This is a genomic window from Patescibacteria group bacterium, from assembly GCA_028707065.1.
Classification (GTDB): Bacteria; Patescibacteriota; Patescibacteriia; order Patescibacteriales; family WJLG01; genus JAQTUZ01.
Map to the genome: position 1 here is coordinate 1 of JAQTUZ010000002.1, position 18,662 is coordinate 18,662.

At 45.3% G+C, this 18,662-nt stretch carries 19 protein-coding genes; 11 read left to right on the top strand and 8 right to left on the bottom strand.

What is annotated here, in order from left to right; all coding sequences use genetic code 11:
- From PHE24_00945 to PHE24_00955, 3 genes are all read left to right on the top strand, one after another.
- The coding region (locus PHE24_00945) for an elongation factor 4 (GenBank protein ID MDD4901682.1) at window positions 1-511 on the top strand (511 nt) is incomplete at its 5' end.
- A 409-nt stretch (window positions 512-920) separates the two neighbouring features.
- Window positions 921-2,702, top strand: coding sequence for a single-stranded-DNA-specific exonuclease RecJ (gene recJ, locus PHE24_00950; GenBank protein MDD4901683.1), 1,782 nt, complete (start codon window positions 921-923; stop codon window positions 2,700-2,702).
- Window positions 2,703-2,819: 117 nt separating this feature from the next.
- Window positions 2,820-3,248 carry a ribonuclease HI family protein gene (locus PHE24_00955; GenBank protein ID MDD4901684.1) on the top strand — a complete coding sequence of 143 codons (429 nt, stop codon included), beginning with the start codon at window positions 2,820-2,822 and terminating at the stop codon, window positions 3,246-3,248.
- Window positions 3,249-3,383: 135 nt separating this feature from the next.
- Here the strand turns inward: PHE24_00955 and PHE24_00960 are convergent, their stop codons facing one another.
- The 8 genes from PHE24_00960 to PHE24_00995 all read right to left on the bottom strand — a co-directional run bounded on the left by PHE24_00960 (window position 3,384) and on the right by PHE24_00995 (window position 10,604).
- Window positions 3,384-4,316, bottom strand: coding sequence for a thiamine pyrophosphate-dependent enzyme (locus tag PHE24_00960; protein MDD4901685.1), 933 nt, complete (start codon window positions 4,314-4,316; stop codon window positions 3,384-3,386).
- Window positions 4,317-4,364: 48 nt separating this feature from the next.
- Window positions 4,365-4,793 carry a hypothetical protein gene (locus tag PHE24_00965; GenBank protein MDD4901686.1) on the bottom strand — a complete coding sequence of 143 codons (429 nt, stop codon included), beginning with the start codon at window positions 4,791-4,793 and terminating at the stop codon, window positions 4,365-4,367.
- Between the two features lie 15 nt (window positions 4,794-4,808).
- Window positions 4,809-5,930 (bottom strand): hypothetical protein, encoded by a 1,122-nt coding sequence (locus PHE24_00970; protein ID MDD4901687.1) that lies wholly within the window; start codon window positions 5,928-5,930, stop codon window positions 4,809-4,811.
- Between the two features lie 198 nt (window positions 5,931-6,128).
- Window positions 6,129-7,430 (bottom strand): hypothetical protein, encoded by a 1,302-nt coding sequence (locus tag PHE24_00975; GenBank protein ID MDD4901688.1) that lies wholly within the window; start codon window positions 7,428-7,430, stop codon window positions 6,129-6,131.
- Window positions 7,431-7,534: 104 nt separating this feature from the next.
- Window positions 7,535-8,764, bottom strand: a complete 1,230-nt coding sequence (gene porA / locus PHE24_00980; GenBank protein ID MDD4901689.1) for a pyruvate ferredoxin oxidoreductase — start codon at window positions 8,762-8,764, stop codon at window positions 7,535-7,537.
- A gap of 112 nt (window positions 8,765-8,876) precedes the next feature.
- A complete protein-coding gene (locus PHE24_00985; protein MDD4901690.1) occupies window positions 8,877-9,167 on the bottom strand; it encodes a 4Fe-4S binding protein in 291 nt (96 codons plus the stop codon).
- Window positions 9,168-9,276: 109 nt separating this feature from the next.
- A complete protein-coding gene (locus PHE24_00990) occupies window positions 9,277-9,840 on the bottom strand; it encodes a 2-oxoacid:acceptor oxidoreductase family protein (protein ID MDD4901691.1) in 564 nt (187 codons plus the stop codon).
- Between the two features lie 149 nt (window positions 9,841-9,989).
- Window positions 9,990-10,604, bottom strand: a complete 615-nt coding sequence (locus PHE24_00995) for a thioredoxin domain-containing protein (protein ID MDD4901692.1) — start codon at window positions 10,602-10,604, stop codon at window positions 9,990-9,992.
- A gap of 82 nt (window positions 10,605-10,686) precedes the next feature.
- On the opposite strand from PHE24_00995, the gene PHE24_01000 reads away from it, so the two are divergent.
- The 8 genes from PHE24_01000 (at window position 10,687) to PHE24_01035 (ending at window position 18,659) form a co-directional block, all read left to right on the top strand.
- Window positions 10,687-10,824, top strand: a complete 138-nt coding sequence (locus PHE24_01000) for a hypothetical protein (GenBank protein MDD4901693.1) — start codon at window positions 10,687-10,689, stop codon at window positions 10,822-10,824.
- Window positions 10,825-11,015: 191 nt separating this feature from the next.
- Entirely contained in the window at window positions 11,016-11,909 is an 894-nt protein-coding gene (locus PHE24_01005; GenBank protein ID MDD4901694.1) for an exodeoxyribonuclease III, read from the top strand.
- A 20-nt stretch (window positions 11,910-11,929) separates the two neighbouring features.
- Window positions 11,930-12,163, top strand: a complete 234-nt coding sequence (locus PHE24_01010) for a hypothetical protein (protein MDD4901695.1) — start codon at window positions 11,930-11,932, stop codon at window positions 12,161-12,163.
- A gap of 58 nt (window positions 12,164-12,221) precedes the next feature.
- Entirely contained in the window at window positions 12,222-12,449 is a 228-nt protein-coding gene (locus PHE24_01015; GenBank protein ID MDD4901696.1) for a hypothetical protein, read from the top strand.
- A gap of 139 nt (window positions 12,450-12,588) precedes the next feature.
- Window positions 12,589-15,597, top strand: a complete 3,009-nt coding sequence (locus PHE24_01020; GenBank protein ID MDD4901697.1) for a class I tRNA ligase family protein — start codon at window positions 12,589-12,591, stop codon at window positions 15,595-15,597.
- A gap of 108 nt (window positions 15,598-15,705) precedes the next feature.
- Window positions 15,706-16,944: a hypothetical protein gene (locus tag PHE24_01025; protein MDD4901698.1), complete on the top strand. Its 1,239-nt coding sequence runs from the start codon at window positions 15,706-15,708 to the stop codon at window positions 16,942-16,944.
- 122 nt (window positions 16,945-17,066) lie between these two features.
- Window positions 17,067-17,909, top strand: a complete 843-nt coding sequence (gene rsmA, locus PHE24_01030) for a 16S rRNA (adenine(1518)-N(6)/adenine(1519)-N(6))-dimethyltransferase RsmA (protein MDD4901699.1) — start codon at window positions 17,067-17,069, stop codon at window positions 17,907-17,909.
- Window positions 17,910-18,062: 153 nt separating this feature from the next.
- On the top strand, window positions 18,063-18,659 hold the full coding sequence (locus PHE24_01035) for a hypothetical protein (protein ID MDD4901700.1): 597 nt from the start codon (window positions 18,063-18,065) through the stop codon (window positions 18,657-18,659).
- Window positions 18,660-18,662: the final 3 nt, after the last annotated feature.

The following is an 18,662-nucleotide window of genomic DNA, read 5'->3' on the forward strand; positions in this document are numbered from 1 at the left end:
TTACAAAAATACCGAGTATCTTGACGAGTCGAGAGTAATTTTGCATTATGATCTGCCCATGGCTTCGATCTTGACTGATTTTTATGATAAGATGAAAAGCGCGAGTTCCGGATTTGCTTCGATCAATTATGAATTTTTGGATTATCGTCCGGCTAAAGTGGTCCGGCTGGATATTTTGGTGGCCGAAGAGCCGATCGAAGCATTATCGACGATCGTTTATGAAGATGAGGCTTTCCGGCAAGGACGGGCCGTGGTGGAAATTTTGAAAGATACCTTGCCCCGGCAGATGTTTGTGGTTAAATTACAGGCGGCGGTGCAGGGAAAAATAATCGCGGCCGAACGCTTGTCGGCTTTGCGCAAAGACGTTACGGCCAAATTATATGGCGGCGATGTGTCGCGCAAGAAAAAACTTTTGGAAAAGCAGAAAAAAGGCAAAAAGAAAATGATGGTTGCCGGGCGGGGATCGGTTGAGATACCGCCGGAAACATTTGTAAAAATTTTAAAGAAATAAAAGACTATTATAATGCAATACTAATGCCATACGAATACATACTAATATGACGAATGCCCGTTAAAAAATATTCGTTATATTAGTATGTATTCGTGCGATTAGTATTACATTTAGAAATTGAAAATAAAATAAATTAAACTTATGATAAAAATCAAAAGAAAATTAATAGTCAAGATTGTTTGGATCTTCATTTCCTTCATGGTTATTTTTTCCATGGTCGCCTGGACGGTCGGCACATCGTTTTAGCGGATAAAACGAATAAAGGATTGGCCCCGGCAGAATCTCCGCCGCGGGATTCTGCCGAACCGCGGATAGCGCCAGAATCCCCTAAACGGGAGATTCTGACGAGACCAATTTTCCGTGTTCGTAGTATTCGGATATTTCGTAGGTTCGGATTATATATTTTTATATGAATAAGGTTTGGCAGATCGCCCCCAAAGTCCGTGAAGAATTTTTCCGGAAGTTTCCCGAATATGACCGGGTGATTTTGCAATTGCTCCATAATCGCGGCCTAAAAGAGAGCGAAGAGATCGATCTTTTTCTGCATGGCCGCTTTGAAAATAATCTCAATCCTTTTTTGTTCAATAAAATGGAAGAGGCGATCAATTTGACCATCGCCCATATCAAAGCTGGAGATAAGATCTGTGTTTATGGCGACTATGATGCCGATGGCATGACCGCCTCCGCCTTGCTCAATGAAGTTTTAAGCACTTTGCGCGCTGATAGTTTTGTTTATATTCCCGACCGCGGGAGCGAGGGCTATGGCTTGCATCATGAAGCGATCGACAAGGCGATAAAAAAAGGCGCTAAGCTTTTGATCACCGTTGACGGCGGCATCCGCAATAAAAAAGAAGTCGATTATGCCGCGGGGCGAGGTTTAAAAATAATCATTACCGACCATCATACTCCGCCGGAGCAAGCGGCTGATCTGCCTCTTTGCCCGACCATCAACCCTCATCTTAAGGGAGAAAAATATCCCTTTAAATTTTTAGCCGGCGTGGGCGTGGCTTTTAAATTTTCCCAGGCCCTGGTGGAAAAATCAAAATTAAGCGTTGAGCAGAAAAAAAAGATTTTGGAAAAGACTCTGGATCTGGTGGCGATCGGCACGGTCGCCGATTGCGTGACTTTAATGGGTGAAAATAGGCTGCTTTTAAAAAAAGGCTTGGAAATATTGAATGCGACCAAACGGATCGGTCTGAAAGAATTGCTGAAAGCCGCTAAGATCGAAGACCGGGAATTAGAGGCTTGGAATATCGGTTTTCAAATCGCGCCGCGCCTTAATGCCTCGAGCCGGATGGGTTCGGCCGGCAACGCCTACAATTTGCTTTCCACCAAGGTTAAAGCTGAAGCGGAAAAAGAAGCGCAATTATTGAACGACCGCAATCAGCGTCGGCAGAAAGAAACGGAAGAATTGGTTGGGGAAGTCGAAGAACAGATCAAAAAACAATTGGACGAAAAAATAATCATCGGCATTTGTCCGGAAAAATCTCAGCCGTGGAACGAAGGGATCATCGGTTTGGTGGCCGGAAAGATCGCCGAGAAATATTATAAGCCGACTTTGATCATTACCAAAACCGGGAAGGGGTATAAAGGCTCGGGACGGAGCATTGAAGAATTTAATTTGTTCAAGGCGATCGAGGAAGCCGGCGATTTTTTAGGAAATCATGGCGGCCATCCAATGGCTTGCGGGTTCAATTTATCGATTGCTAATCTGCACGCTTTTGCCGATCAGATCAGAAAAATAGCCAGGCGCGAACTAGGCGAGATGGAATTGGAGCCGAAATTAAAAATTGACTGCGAGATTTTGATCGATGAAGCCAGCCGTTCGCTTTATCGGGAAATATTGCGTCTGGCGCCCTTTGGCCAGCATAATCCTGAACCAAAATTTTTGAGCGAGAATATTCAAATTAAAGATATTGTGAAAATGGGAGCCTCAAGCCAGCATATAAAATTTCGCTTTAACTCTTCCGAAGGCGCCAGGGCTGGCGGTTTGTGGGGAGTTGGTTTCAATCACGCTGAGGAATGGGGAGATTTTAAGATCGGCGACACGGTCGATGCGGTTTATACTTTGGATGAGAATGAATTCAACGGCAATACCAGTCTGCAGTTAAAACTGGTTGACCTTAAATTGCATGGCAGCGAATTGATCAAAAAGGGGCATTGGTCGCCGGAGATGGTCTACGTTGATTAAAAATTGCTACACTGTTTCATTGTTACATTGTTGCGCAACGAAGTTAAAATTTTTAACAATGTAGCAATGTAACAATGTAACAGCGAAACAAAAAATTATTTGTAATAAAATTTTATTATGGCGACGGATAGTAAAAATAAGAAATTAATAATCTATACTGATGGCGGCGCCCGGGGCAATCCCGGTCCGGCGGCGATTGGCGCGGTTTTGCAAAACGAGGCAGGGGAGACGGTCGCGGAAATTTCCGAATACATCGGCGAGACCACCAATAATCAGGCAGAATATCGGGCAGTGATCGCGGCGATGGAGAAAGCGAAAAAGCTCGGCGCCGAGGAATTGCAGTTTTTTTTGGACAGCGAATTGGTCGTCTGCCAATTAAATCGCGAATACAAAGTCCGCGATAAAGGGCTGGCCCCGCTCTTTATGAAAATTTATAACGGATCAATGAGCTTTAAGAAGGTCACCTTCAAACATATCCGCCGGGAACTCAATGTTGAAGCGGATCGATTAGTTAATTTGGCGCTGGACAAGAGAGAAAAGGGTTAATTAGTTAATTGGTTAATTAGGTAATTAGTTGTAAAATATTAAATTTCTCGATATAAAAAACCGTTAGCTCGTTTCGCGCTAACGGTTTTTTAAAATTCAAAACAAATTGCCTATAACAACTAATTAACCAATTAACTAATCAACTAATTTATATTTTTTAATATTCTGATTAGCCAATTCCTGGATATATTCGATTTCTTTTTTTCCGGCATCAGAAGAGAACAGGTGCTTGAAGCGCGACTGGATCTTTAGATATTCTTCGACTTTGACCGGAGTTTGTATTTTGGAAACATTGACGAGCTGGCCGTCGACATATTCTAGCAAGGGATAAAGGCCGGTTGAAACCGCCAGCTTGGCAACCTGCATCGCTTCGGAAGTCTTGATGCCAAAGCCAGGAATGCAAGGCGACATAATCTGGATATAAGCCGGACCATTTGTTTCGATCCCTTTTCTGACTTTAGCCGTGATATCCAAGGGATAGCCGGCGGTGGATTGGGCGATATATTTTACTCCGTGGGCCAAAGCAATGGCGAGCATATCTTTTTTACGTTGCGTTGAACCGAGCGAAAATTTTCCCGGCGGAGTTGTCGTAGTGGAAGCGCCGGGCGGAGTCGCGCTTGAGGCTTGGACGCCGGTATTGGAATAAACTTCGGTGTCGTAGCAAATATACAAAATATTTTCGCCCCGTTCCCACATTCCCGAGATCAGGCCAAAACCGATATCGAAAGTCGAGCCGTCGCCGCCCTGGACGATAACTTTTATCTCCCCTCCTTTCGAAGGAGGGGTCTGGGGGTGGTTCTGGGGGTGGGAGTTTTTGTAATCCAGCGCGGCCCTGATTCCGGAAGCGACCGCGGCCGGATTCTCGAATAAAGAATGGATCCAGGGAACTTTCCAGGAAGTTTCCGGATAAGGCGTGGTGGTCACTTCCAGGCAGCCGGTGGCATTGGCGATGATCACGTCCGGACCCATGGCGCGCGAGGCGGCGATGGCGGCGATCATCTGCCCGCAGCCGGCGCAAGCGCGATGGCCGGGCGCGATCAGTACGTCGCCGATTTTTATTTCCGTCATTTTTTTAAAATCATTTTGCATAGTCGATAAAGCGAAACAATAATTTAATTAAAACGGTTTGCCGTTAGGGCAGAAGCTTAAGCCGAAATTTATTCCGGCTGCATCAGCGTTGACGCTGAAAGGCACTAATAGTTGGACATTCAACCGACAAGCTTGATCTTTGCCGATTTTTAGAGTTGCCAGAAAATCCGCCTCGGCCTTAACGCGAGCCGCTTGAATATCAGAATTAATTATTGTAATGATAAATAACTTGTCTTGAGCATAATAATTTAAGGTGTAATCAGCTGTTGCTTTGTATACCAAGACAGAGTCGGGCAGGGTTTGCGCCGGATTTTTAGTGATATCGTTGACTTTAACCGTTCCCTTATTTGTTGTTATTGATAATTTATTAATATTGCTCAGATAATAATAACCGATGATGCCGGCGGCGATTATAACCAAGATAATAATTAAAATATAAATATTTTTTTTGCGCATATGATATATTTTTAATTAAAAAGCCGATTTACAATTTTTTAGATAATATCCCCATTGACCCCATCCCGAGGCAGAATATATTCCGTAGGCCGCCGGGAGATTGATATCCGGATCTAAAGCCGCATTGACACAATCATTATACAGACTCGGATTGGTTACATGGCAATTGTGGCTGGCCGCATCGCCGGTGTATTTATTGGAAAAAGCCGACGGGCAGTTCAGTCCGTTAAGTTCGTGAACTGTTAAGTTAATTTGAAAAAGACCAATGGAAACCGGGTTATTATCACCGAGGCAAATATCAGTAGTGCTTTTTAAAAGCGTGCCGTTAGCGCTTTCTCCGTTGCAAATAGCCGAGGCCTGTCTGGCGATAGTGTCATCGCCAAAACCGGTCATTTTATCGACGGCGCAGGCGCCGCTGGTGACGGGCTGGCATTGTCCGGCGGCTTGAGCGGCGACCACCGGAACGCAGCAGCAATGAGAAGAATTATCGATATAAGTGCCGTCGCCATTATCTTTGATGTAATTCGGTCCGCAATCCTTGGTGCCCTGGGATATCTTGCCGTTGGGAAAAGGCAGGATCAAATCGGTTTCACCCGTGCCGCAGGGGGCATGCGACCAGTGGCAAATTTTTTGCGCTGTTGGCGGCGCCGTCGTGGTTGTCTGAATTCCTATCAGGTTTGAACTTAAATTTACCAGCGCCGGGTTGATCTGGTCGAGAAGCAGATAGGAAGCTAAGACTAAGACAAAACCGGTGAGAGAGGCGGTGATCATTGCTTTTGCTTCGGTAACATTGGAGGCGTTGCCTCCGGCGGTGATCCACATCAAGCCCCCGATCATCAGCACTACGGCCGCCACGATCCCGACGACGCCGACGGCATAGTTGTAGATCAGTTTGATATAATCGGCGATCGGCTTGGTCGAGCCGCTGAAGTTTATCTCGGTGGTGAGGTTAATCTGGCCGCCGGATAAAGTCGGGATCGGCACTTGCAATTTGAGCGGTGGATAAGGGGCTGCTTGCGCTGTTGCGGGCATAAAAAATAACGCGGCGGCGGCAATCGCTTGCACCAGAAAGGCGGCGGCAAAAACGGATATCAAGATAACCGAAAATGATTTTTTGCTGGTAAATTTTTTAGCCATACAGCGATAATTTTGTAATTTTTAAATTTTGTAATTTTTTTAAAAATCGAAATTTTTTCAGCCAGTGGCTGATCAGCCTTTGGCTGAAATTTTTAAATTCCTTGCTTTATTCAGGCTTTTAAAAATTAAGGTTTAAAAATTATTTTAAAATTCAAAAATTATAGAATTAAAACTTCCGTGCTTTTATAATTCATCATCTTAAGGCTCGACGTGAAGATGAGTGCCGGTACCGGTGGGATATTTTTTACAGTTTACCCCGGCATTCGTATAAGGCGTGCAGCAATCAACCGAGCCATAGCATTCATATACGCTTTTTAAGCCGGCATTTTGAATTTGAACTTGATCAGCTTTTATTGCGGCCGGCGTATCGACTCCGTCGGCGGTTATATCCGCGCAAGTGCCGTTAGCGTGGCAAGAATCAAGGTGAGTGACTGTTGGCGGCCAGGCTTCTCTGATGGTGAAAGAAACCGTCTGACTTAGCACATTGAGCTTGTTTAAGAAATCGGAATTTAATTTTACGTCGTTTTTTGTCAAGTGGTAGATGCTGCCATCCAAATATTTAAAGGCATCGGGCAAGGATTGGCAATTTAAGCAAGTTGAGCAATTTATTGTTGGGTCTTGGATGCATCCGGCGGCGTTAGTGACGGGCCCGCTGACAGCCGGGCAGCAGCACCAATTAGCATTGCCGAGCGTGCCGCATTTTTTTACCGCCTCATCGCCGGTCGAGAAAGATTCGTTGGCTTTACAATAATCAGCGCCGTTGTTGCTAATTAGCGTTTGGCTATCGACCGGCGCGGAGGACCAATAACATTTAGTGGTAGGATCCTTGATATAAGAACAGCAACATTTGTAGGTCGAATTTTGGCCAGGGGAAGCGGGCATTGCCTTGGTGCAGGCGCTTACATCATCAGAAGCTTGGCCGGCGGCAAAACATCCGCCGGTGATGCCCAGACCCGGAATAGTTGTTTGAACTATCCAGTCGCAGACGCCCCTGATTGTCAGTGGCGCGCCCGTGGTGATTTGTTGCGTTACTGTCGGCGTGCCGATTACGCCTGATTGCAGATTTACCAGCGCCGGATTGATTTGATTGAGAAGCAAATAGGAAACAAGCACCAAGACAAAACCGGTTAGCGAGGCGGTGATCATTGCTTTCGCTTCGGTAACATTGGAGGCATTGCCGCCGGCGGTGATCCACATTAATCCCCCGATCATCAAAATTACGGCCGCGACGATTCCGACTACGCCGACAGCATAGGAGTAGATCGCTTTAATGTAATCGGCGATCGGCGCGGTAGTACCGTTGAAAGTGACGGTCGCGCTCCCGCCATGAAGAGTGGGGATGGGTACTTGCAAGGTAAGGGGAGGATAGGGAGCCGCTTGCGCCGCGGCAGGCATAAAAAACAAAGCGGTAAAGGCAACGGTTTGCGCCAAAAAGACAACGGCGAAAATAGACATAAATATCGCCGACAAGGATTTTTGGTTGGCAAATTTTTTAAACATAATATAATATTGTTGCATTGTTAAACTGTTACATTGCTACGCAACGATTTAAAAAATGATTAGACAAAAAACAATGTAACAATTTAACAATGTAACCAAAAATTTTATTTTCCCACAAACTCAACTTCTCCGCCTTTTCCGACCGCTTTAGCAATGATACTTCTGATCATTTCCCGCGTTACGTCCCGGCCGCCGAGCCCGACAATGAAATTTTTAACGTTGGCGTTGATTTTTCCCTGCACCGCCGCTTTTACCTCCAGATATAATGGTCCGGCATAGCCTAAGGAAACGGCTTTTTCCGCGACCGCGACATTTTTGGCGCCGACATCTTTCAAAATTTTTATTATCTCTTCCGCCGGAAAGGGCCGGAAAGTTTTTAATTTCAAGACGCCGATGCCGCCACCGGCACTGAATATTCCGCCGGACGATTTTTTTTCATCAATCACTTCCTTAATCGTTCCAACTACCGAGCCCATGGCGACGATCACGGTCTTGGCCCGCGGCGATCCGTAATATTCAAGAAGTCCGTTGTCGATAATTCCCCTCTCGAGAGGGGTGGATCCGCCCCTGGCGGAGACGGGGTGTGTTAAGCTTGGAAAAGCTTTATTATATTTTTCATACTCATCTTTAATGACCGGCAACGCAGAAATCAAATCATCGTGCAATTCCTGGCGGATCTCCATATAATCAGCCGGCGTCGCGAACGCGCCTAAAGTGCGCGGATTAGCCGGATCAAGATAGGTTCCGTTTTTCGGCTGATAATCCGGCAAGAATTTTTTAATGTCTTTTTCCGAGGGTATAGAAACTTCTTCATAGGAATGGGTTAAGACAAAGCCGTCGACGTTGACTATCACCGGCAGATTTAATTTTTCGGCGATTTTGTAAGCCAAAATATGTTGCGTCACCGCTTCCTGATGATTTTCCGCGAACAGCAAAATCCAGCCGGCATCGCGGATCGTCATCACGTCCTGGGCATCGTTCCAAATATTGATCGGCGCGGAAACGGCGCGGTTGGCGCAAGTGATCACCACCGGCAAGCGCATGCCGGCGATATTGAAAATCACCTCGGTCATCAATAATAATCCTTGCGAGCTGGTTGAACTGTAAACGCGGACGCCGGTCGCCGAAGCGCCCAAGATTATGGAGGCGGCGGCGAATTCGCTTTCGGCCCGCACGTATTCATAATCAGCTTCGCCATCGGCTTTGAAGTGCGCCAAATCTTCCACGATATGCGTTTGCGGCGTGATCGGATAAGCGGAAACAACTGAAGGTTTTATGTTCTTGATTGTTAAGGCAATAGCTCTTGATCCTTCAAGAATTTGTGGCTTAGACATAATATGGAAATAATTTTTAATTTTTATAATTTTTAAAGAAATCCAAATTTTTAATTTTTAAAAATTAGACCTTAAAAATTCTTTAAAAATTTAAAAATTACAAAAATTAAATTTATTTTCGTTCCAGTTCCATCTTAATCACCTTGACCGGGCATTCGGAGGCGCAGACGCCGCAGCCTTTGCAGAAATCGTAATCGGTCTGCGGCTTGGGTTTCGGAACCACCCCCAGCCCCTCCTTCGGAAGGAGGGGAGCCGTCATCTTGATGCAATTTTCCGGACAGACGCGGGCGCAGGTGCCGCAGGAAATGCAGTGCTCCAAATCCGTGCTGGGGCGGAAAGTGCGCCAGCCACCCGTCTTATTAATAGTGGTTGAACCTGGTTGAACAGTAATATCTATAGACATATTGTAGAATTTTTAATTTTTAAATTTTGTAATTTTTAAAGAAATCGAAAATTTTTAATTTTTAAAAATTATGCCTTAAAAATTCTTTAAAAATTTAAAAATTACAAAATTAACTATTATAGGCTTTCTCTATCGCATTGATATTTTTATTTACTATCTCTTCTCCTTTTTCTTCGAATTTTTCTTTGATCGCTTCGCGCAAGCCGTTAATACTGACGAGGTCGATGGCTTTGGCCAGTACGCCGAGAATAGTCGTGTTGGCCAGATTGCGTCCCAAGATTTCCATGGCGATTTTACTGGCATCAACCGCGAAAATATCCGCTACCGGTACCGGTAATTTTTTCGGTCCATAAGTGAGTTTGAGTTCGCCGGCCGGTTGCGTGGTATTAACGATAATTTTTATGCCCTTGCCGCAATCCGAGGTCATATCGACCAGGCCGATCAAAGTCGGATCAAGAATAATCAAAATATCCGGATGATAAACCTGCTCGCGGTTGCGGATGAATTTGTCGTCGATGCGGGCAAAGGCCTGGATCGGCGCGCCGGTCCGCTCCACGCCGAAAGAGGGGAAGGCCTGGGCTTGGCGGCCGTCGGCATAAGCGGCAATGGCGATGAGCTCGGCGGCGGTGACGACTCCCTGTCCGCCGCGGCCGTGTAATCGGATCTGCTTCATAAATATTTTTTGCTCAATTGTTGAATTGTTTTGTAAACGTAATACTAATCTACGAATACATACTAATATAACGAATATTTTTTAACAGGCATTCGTCATATTAGTATGTATTCGTATTAAATTAGTATTACAATGAGTCAATCCGATTTTTACTTTAAAAACCGCTGGATTATTTCTTCAAACTTGTCGGCCGGAATTTCTCCGGCCAACTTATAGCCATTGATGAAAAAAGTGGGCGTACCCGCTACTCCTAAAGATTGGCCGTCGGCATAATCAGCCCTGATGTCATCTAAATATTTATTGCTCGATAAGCAATTGGTAAAGACGGTTTTATTGGCGCCCACCGAGATCGCCAGATCAATGAGGGAGCTGGTGGCGAATTGGCCTTGCAAGGCGAATAATTTATCATGCATCGGCCAGAAAAATCCCTGTTCGCCGGCGCAGCGGGCGGCTTGAGCCAGATCAAGCGAGTTGCCGTGCAAAGGAAAATCTTTAAAAATTATTTTGACTGATTTTTTATATTTATAGCCGATTTCCCTGACGACAGTATAGTCGTTGCGGCAATAGGGGCAGGCAAAATCGGCGAATTCAACAATAGTGATTTTCGGCGTGGTGGTGCCGAAAGAATAATCGGCCGGCCGATCCGGCACCACGAATTTTTGCGCCGTTTCCGTTGGTTTGGCCGGCGCCGTAAAATGCGCGATCAGCGCGCCAACAACAATTATCGCCGCGAAAACAATGACCGCGATCGTTTTTTTACTCATATTATTAATTGCCGGCGATAAAAAAATAATCTATAATACAGCTAGCGGAGAATTGATTTTATTATATCATTTTTTACTTTCTATGGCGATAGCCAATCTTAATCATTGGGAAAAAAAGGCGTTAGCGAAAAGCGCCAAGCGGGAGAAGAAAAAAAAGCCGAAGATGAAAGTATCGGGGGCTTCAGTAAAAAGGCTGCAAAAAATTATTAATGAAAAGTGAAAACACCTTTTTTTGTCATCCTGATCCCGCTTTGGCGGGAGAAGGATCTAATGGGCGAGAAGTTCGTATAATAACTTTAAAAATTTTTGTCGAAAAAATCCGCAGTTCCTGCAAATTAGATCCTTCGTGCGGCGCTTCCTCCCCAAGGCGGACAGGCAGGATGACAAAAAGGGGGATGTGAATCGAAAATTATGAAGATTTTTTCTTGGAATGTAAATGGTATAAGAGCGGTAGTAAAAAAAGGCTTTACGGATTTTTTAAAGAAAGAAAGACCCGATATTTTATGTTTGCAGGAAATCAAGATTTCCGCTGACGCGCGCAATAAGGAAATTTTTGATTTTGCCGGCTATCAGGAATTCTGGCATTCGGCTCTGCGGCCCGGCTATTCGGGGACGATGACTTTGGTCAAGGACGATCTTGTCATTGCGAAGAGCGGAAACTCCCAAGTTTTAACACACCCCGTCTCGCGCGGCAGTGATTCTCGGAAACCCACCCCGTCCGGCCAGGGGCCGTCCACCCCTCCCGAGGAGGGGAATAGCCACCCCTCCCGAGAGGGGAATAAATTAATTGGGCTCATAGATTTTCCCGACGACCCGGAGGGGCGGGTGCAGATTTTGGAATTCGCTAAATTCTATCTGGCCAATGTTTATTTTCCGAACGCCAATCATGAATTGTCGCGGCTGGATTTTAAATTGAAATTCAATGACCGCTTGTTGAAATTTTTGAAGAAGTTGGAAAAGACCAAGCCGTTAGTTGTCTGCGGCGATTATAACGTCGCTCATGAGCCGATCGATCTTTTCCATCCCAAAGAGAACGAAGGCAACGCCGGCTATACGGAGGAAGAGCGGGACTGGATGACTAAGTTCTTAAAAGCCGGTTTTGTCGATACTTTCCGCGCCCAAAATCCTAATAAGGCGCAATATTCCTGGTGGAGTTTCCGGATGAACGTCCGAGCGCGTAATATCGGCTGGCGTATTGACTATTTTTGCGTTTCGTGGTATCTTTTTAAGTCAGTTAAAAGTTCTTTCATAATGGATAAAATACAAGGTTCTGACCATTGCCCGGTCGGGATCGAATTAAAATAAATAAATGAAGGGGGTTCAAGATGACACCATATGGGAAAAAAGGATTGATCCGTACAATGGTAAGTTTTTTCGTCGCTATGGTACGCCGTCTCGTTGCCGCGCTGAAGATTACCGGAGAGGCAATGGTAGAAGGCGCCATTATTTTTTTATTCATGTTCGTGAGCGTATTTTTCTTCCTGATCTGGCGCCGGCGAGCGTACGCAAAATACCGGGAGTTGATCTGGCGAGAGAGAGACGAAAAAAAGCCGCAATAAAAGCAGGGGATCGATATGATTTTATCAACTCACCTTTAACCGCGAGAGGGCAAGAATAATGTACCAAAAAGTCGTGCGGAAAATCGGAACGGGAACGATGGGGGCGCTGGGATTTAATGCGATTGTCGCCGCTATTCTGGCAGCAGCCAACATGTCGGCCTCAAAACCGGTATTTTTTTTCGGAGCTTATGCCGGAGCCAGCGTACTGGCTTTTCTGCTGGCGATTTTCCCGTTTTGGGATAACGTCGAAAAGAGCAGAAAAAATATCGCGTCAACGCCCGACTAAAAAACGGGCAAAGCAATCAACGTTCGGCTGAAGTAATATTCAGCCGTTTTTTATTTGCTTTTTTGTGTTTTTTTCGGTAAAATGACATTATGATTTTTGTAATGTCATCACCGCGCGAGCGGGGATCCAGTTTTATTGTATGCAAGACAAATTCGATCATAAAGGAATTGAAAACAAGTGGCACGGGGTCTGGGAAGAAGAAAAGATCTATCTGACCCCCTCGGCTTCGCTCGGGGCAGGCGGCGAGGATAAAGCCAGGCCGAAATATTATGTTTTGGATATGTTTCCTTATCCTTCGGGCGCCGGGTTGCATGTCGGCCATCCCAAAGGTTATATCGCCACGGATATTTTGGCGCGGATGAAAATGATGAGCGGTTTTAATGTTTTGCATCCGATTGGCTGGGACGCTTTCGGCTTGCCGGCGGAAAATTACGCTCTAAAGAATAAAGTTCATCCGCGGATCGCCACCGAAAAAAATATCGCCACCTTCAAGAGCCAATTGGAAAAGATCGGCCTGACTTATGATTGGGAGCGGGAAATAAATACTACTGACCCGGAATATTATAAATGGACGCAATGGGCTTTCATCAAGATGTGGGAAAAAGGCTTGGCTTATGAATCGACCGAGCCGATCATCTGGTGTCCGACTTGCCAGACCGGGCTGGCGATGGAAGATCTGGAAAACGGCAAATGCGAGCGCTGCGAATCCGAAGTGGTGCGCAAACCGATGCGCCAATGGGTGATCAAGATTACTGATTATGCCGAGCGATTATTGAACGATTTGGATAAGCTTTCCGGCTGGGAAGATTCGATTAAAGAAATGCAACGCAACTGGATCGGGCGTTCGGAAGGAGCCGAAGTGAAGTTTGAAGTAAGAAGTAAGAAGGCAGAAGAAAAAAAGTCCCCCCTTGCTTGCCCCGCAAAGCGAAGCGATGCGTGGGAGAGGGGTGGCGCCGCCGCGGCGACGGGGTGTGTGACGGTTTTTACAACTCGTCCCGATACTTTGTTCGGTTGTACTTATGTGGTTTTGGCGCCGGAACATCCGGAAATTGGAAATTGGAAATTGGAAATTGGAAATTGGAAAGAAGTTGAAAGTTATATTAATGAAGCCAAGAAAAAAACTGATCTTCAACGTACTGATTTAAACAAGGATAAGTTTGGAGTAAAGCTTGAGGGCGTGATGGCAGTCAATCCGGCGAATCAGGAAGAAGTGCCGGTGTTCATCGCCGATTATGTCCTGCCGAATTATGGCACGGGCGCGATCATGGCCGTGCCGGCGCATGATCAGCGCGATTTTGAATTCGCGCAAAAATATGATTTGCCGATTAGAACTGTCGTCACAACTAATAAAGATAATATTGTTGGTGTCGGCGCGATGATCGAAACGAAAGAAGGAAAATTTTTATTTCAAAGACGAGATAAAAAAACTGATCGGAATCCGGGCATGCTGTCTTTTTTTGGCGGTGGCACAGAAAATAATGAAGACACCAAAGAAACGTTAAAACGAGAAATAAAGGAAGAATTAAACTTGGAAATAAAAAACAATTTTGTTTTATTGAATAAATTCGAAAGTATTAATCATCCCGGAAGATTTTTAGATCTTTTTTACGTTAATAATGTTGACGAGGAAAACATGAAGCTTGGTGAAGGAGCGGCGATTGAAAAATTTGATTTAGCAGAAGCTTTACAGCGCGACGATGTTACGCCGTTTACAAAAAATGTCATAAAATATTTGCAAGATAAAAAATGTTTTACCGAAGAAGGCATAAATGAGAATTCCGATTTTCTCGATGGCTTAAAAACAGTCGAGGCGAAGAAGAAGATGATCGAGTGGCTGGAAAAAGAGGGGAAGGGGAAAAGAAAAATTAATTACAAATTGAATGACTGGGTTTTTTCAAGACAGAGATATTGGGGCGAGCCGATCCCGATGGTGCATTGCGAGAAGTGCGGGACCGTGCCGGTTGCGGAAAAAGATCTGCCGGTGCGCTTGCCCGAAGTTGAACATTATGAACCGACCGGAACAGGGGAATCGCCTTTGGCAAATATCACTGAATGGGTAAATACGACCTGCCCGAAATGCGGCGGCCCGGCCAAGCGCGAAACCAATACTATGCCGCAATGGGCCGGTTCGTCTTGGTATTATTTAAGATATATTGATCCGAAAAATAATCAGGCCTTAGTTGATAAAGAGAAAGAAAAATATTGGTCGCCGGTGGATTTTTACGTCGGCGGCGCCGAGCATGCTACGCGCCATCTTATTTACGCGCGCTTTTGGCATAAATTTTTGTTTGATATCGGCGTAGTGAATTACGAAGAGCCGTTTGCCAAATTTACTCATGTCGGCTTGATCATGGCCGAAGATGGGCGGAAAATGTCCAAGCGCTGGGGCAATGTCATTAATCCGGATGATATAATAGAAAAATTCGGCGCGGACGCGATGCGCGTTTATGAAATGTTTATGGGACCATTCACTCAATCTTGCGCCTGGAGCACCAACGGCTTGACCGGCGCGCGTAAATTTTTGGATAAGGTATGGGTCATTGCGGAAAATTCCCCTCTCGAGAGGGGTGGCGCGCCCCTGGCGCGACGGGGTGTGTTAACGCCGGATAGCACTAAAGAAATTAAATCCTTGCTTCATAAAACAATCAAAAAGGTTTCCGAAGATATCGCGGACTTTAAATTTAACACTTGCATTTCGGCAATGATGATTTTGTCCAATATGATTGAGGTGGCAACCACCCCTGACCCCTCCTTGGAAAGGAGGGGGATTGGCAAAGAAGATTTTGCTAAATTCATCCAGATTCTCGCGCCGTTCGCGCCGCATCTGGCTGAAGAAATCTGGCGGGAGAAATTAGGCAATAAAGAAAGCGTTTTCAAATCCGCCTGGCCTGAATATGATAAAGAATTGATCAAAGATGAAACGGTAAATTTGGTAGTGCAGGTTAACGGAAAATTGCGCGCGACTATCTCCGTTCCCGCGGGAATTTCTAAAGATGAAGCCAGGGATTTGGTTTTAAAAAATGAGAATGTAAAAAAATGGCTGGCAGGGAAAAAAGTGACGAGGGATATTTATGTTCCAGACAAACTTTTTAATATCGTGGTTGTCGAATCTTTTGATATGAAGAGCCTTGCAAATCCTAATTCGTGATACCCGATTATAAATTTTTTGGCAGAGTCCCGAGGCGGAGACTCCGCCATAGCCAATATCGTTGTAAAATAAATTTTTTACTTTTAACTTTTTACTTTTAACTTATTTATGTTTCGTCCTTCCTATCTTAGCAACCGCCTTTCCGGAGGCTTGGTCTCGATCTATTCTTCCCGGATAATTTTGAGCATCGCTTCATCACTGATGGGCCTGTTTTTACCGATCTTTTTATTTGAGATTTTTGATCTGAAATTAAGCTATACGCTGATTTATTTTTTGATCGATTATGCCATTTACTGCGCTTTTGTTTCTCTGGGCGCGAAATTCGCCTTGAACAAGCTGGGGATGAAGGCAGCCATCATCATCAGCACTGTCTGGGGCTCGGTTTATTATTTGATATTTTATTTCATGACCGGCGCGAACAACACGGCCGTATCGGCTTTGGGGATGGGTCATGAAAGAACACTGATACTTCTGGGGGTGTCGATATTCTTTATGAATCTGCATCGCCTTTTGTATTGGGTGCCGGTGCATACCGAGATGACCAAGTTCACCGACCGCGCCAATCTTACCCGGGAATTATCCTTGCTCGAGGCGACCTGCATCGCTTTCAATGCCGTGGTGCCGGCTTTCGCGGGCTGGATTCTGGTCGCTTTCGGCTATAATATCCTTTTTGTCATCACCATTTTTATTTTTTTCCTTTCGGTCGTCCCGCTTTTTTCCCTGCCCCGGACGGAAGAAAAATTCAGCTGGACTTATTGGCAGACCTGGAAAGAATTTTTTTCCAAGAAGCGGCAAAAAACCGTTTTGGCTTTCATGGGCGACGGCGCTGAAAACGTGGTTTCAGGTATAGTCTGGCCGATCTTCATCTGGCAGATCTTGCAAGGCAATTATTTGACGGTCGGCGCGATCTCTTCGGCGATCGTTTTGTCCACCATTATTTTGGAATTGTTCGTGGGCAAATTCGCCGATTCGGGCAAGCGCGACAAGATCCTCCATTGGGGCACGTTCCTTTACGCTCTGGGCTGGTTCATTAAAATTTTTATCGATACCGCTTTCCAAATCTTTGTCGTTTCCACTTATCATAATCTTGCCCGTATTTTTACCCGCACGCCGTTCGATGCCGTGCTTTATGAGCGCGCCGCCGATCAGGGGCATTATGTCGATGAATATACCGTGATCCATGAGATGGCCTTGATGGTCGGCCGCATCTTGATAATTCTCCTCATGCTTCTTTTGGTGCCGGTTTTCGGCATCGGCCTGACCTTTATTTTGGCCGCCGCCTCCACTTTATTAATGAATCTTTTGATCGATGAAAAAACCGTGCAGGAGATCAAAGCGAGAATATAAACATGATGCGAATACTACAAATTTTGCGCGAATACCGCGAATAGATTAACGAATTATCTAAAAATAATTCGTTAAATAGTTCGTAGTATTCGCGAACGATTCGCAGGTTCGTATCATATTTTATGGATTTATTAGAAAGAACCAAGAAAATATGCAAACTGTATGATATCTGGCCTTCCCGTTCCAAGGGTCAGAATTTTTTAATTACCGAAAGTATTTATGATAAAATAGTCGCGGCGGCGGATTTATCCAAAGATGATATTGTTTTGGAAGTCGGTCCGGGCTTGGGATTCCTTACCGCCAAACTGGCCAAGGCGGCCAAGCGGGTGATCGCCGTGGAATTGGACGATAAACTCGCCGCCTATCTTCGCGACGCGATTTCCGCCGGTGATGTCAGTAACGTGGAAATAGTCAACGAAAATATCCTTGATGTTCAGGTTGTGGAATTTTTTTCCAAATTCCAAATTCCAAATTCCAAATTCCGCATTGTTGCCAACCTTCCTTATAATATAACATCGGTATTTTTACGAAAATTTCTGTCCAACGAACCGCGGCCCGAATCCATGGTTTTGATGCTGCAAAAAGAAGTGGCCCAGCGCATCTGCGCCAAGCCTGGTGATATGTCGCTCCTTGCCCTGTCAGTGCAATTTTACGCCGATCCGGAAATAATCGAAATTGTCCCGAAAAATAATTTTTGGCCCGCGCCGAAAGTGGACTCAGCCATCATTAAGATAAGAGTTAAGAGAGAAGAGAGAAAAGATGTCGAAGAAAAAAATTTTTTCCGGCTGGCGAAGTTCGGGTTTTCGGCCAAGCGCAAGATGCTGAAGAATAATTTGGCCGGCGGCCTGCGGATCAAACCGGCCGAGGCGGAAGCGATTTTGGTTAAAGCCGGTTTTAATCCCAAGATAAGAGCGGAAGATCTGGGAGTTGGAGATTGGCGGAAGATAGTAGAACAACGAACATAGAGCAAAGAGCAAGATACAATTAGCGGTCTTCAGGGAGCAAATATTCAAAGCTTGTTCTTTGTTCGCTGTTCTTTGTTCTGATCAAATATGTCATTGTCGTTTTTTGTCCAAATATGTTATAATTATGCACAAAGAAGATAAGGGGATTTTCGCATGGCTGAGACGAGGAATAATCTTGATAAAAGGCAAAAGTTGGCTTTAGCCGGGTTAACCGTTTTTGGCATTTTGTTGGTCGGAATTTGGCTTTTAAAATTAAATAGTGAAATCGTGGGTCCGTTGAGTTATTATTATTCCCCTGATAATTACGCCTCGACCACCGTCCAAGACGCGGCGGATAAATTAAAGAGTCAGGATACCGACGGCGACGGCTTGTCCGACTGGGACGAGCTTAATGTTTACGGCACTTCGCCTTATTTGGCGGACTCGGATAGCGATGGCATCGCGGATGGCGTGGAAATTAAAAATGGCACTGATCCGAATTGCCCGCAAGGAAAAATTTGCAATTCGGTTTTACCGGTCAGCGTCTCAAGTACCATTCCGACGATCGGCCAGCTCGGCGCGGGGCAAAGCGCCGCTTCCAGCAGCCAGCTGGAGATGATCAATTTGCTTACCGGCGGGAGCGACGCCGCCACTTTGAGGAATTTGTTATTGCAAGCCGGGGTGGATAAGGCTTCTCTGGATCAAATTTCCGACGAGGACTTAATGAAAAATTATCAAGCTTTGGTCGCCAGCAGCACCAAGGGGCAGTGAGCA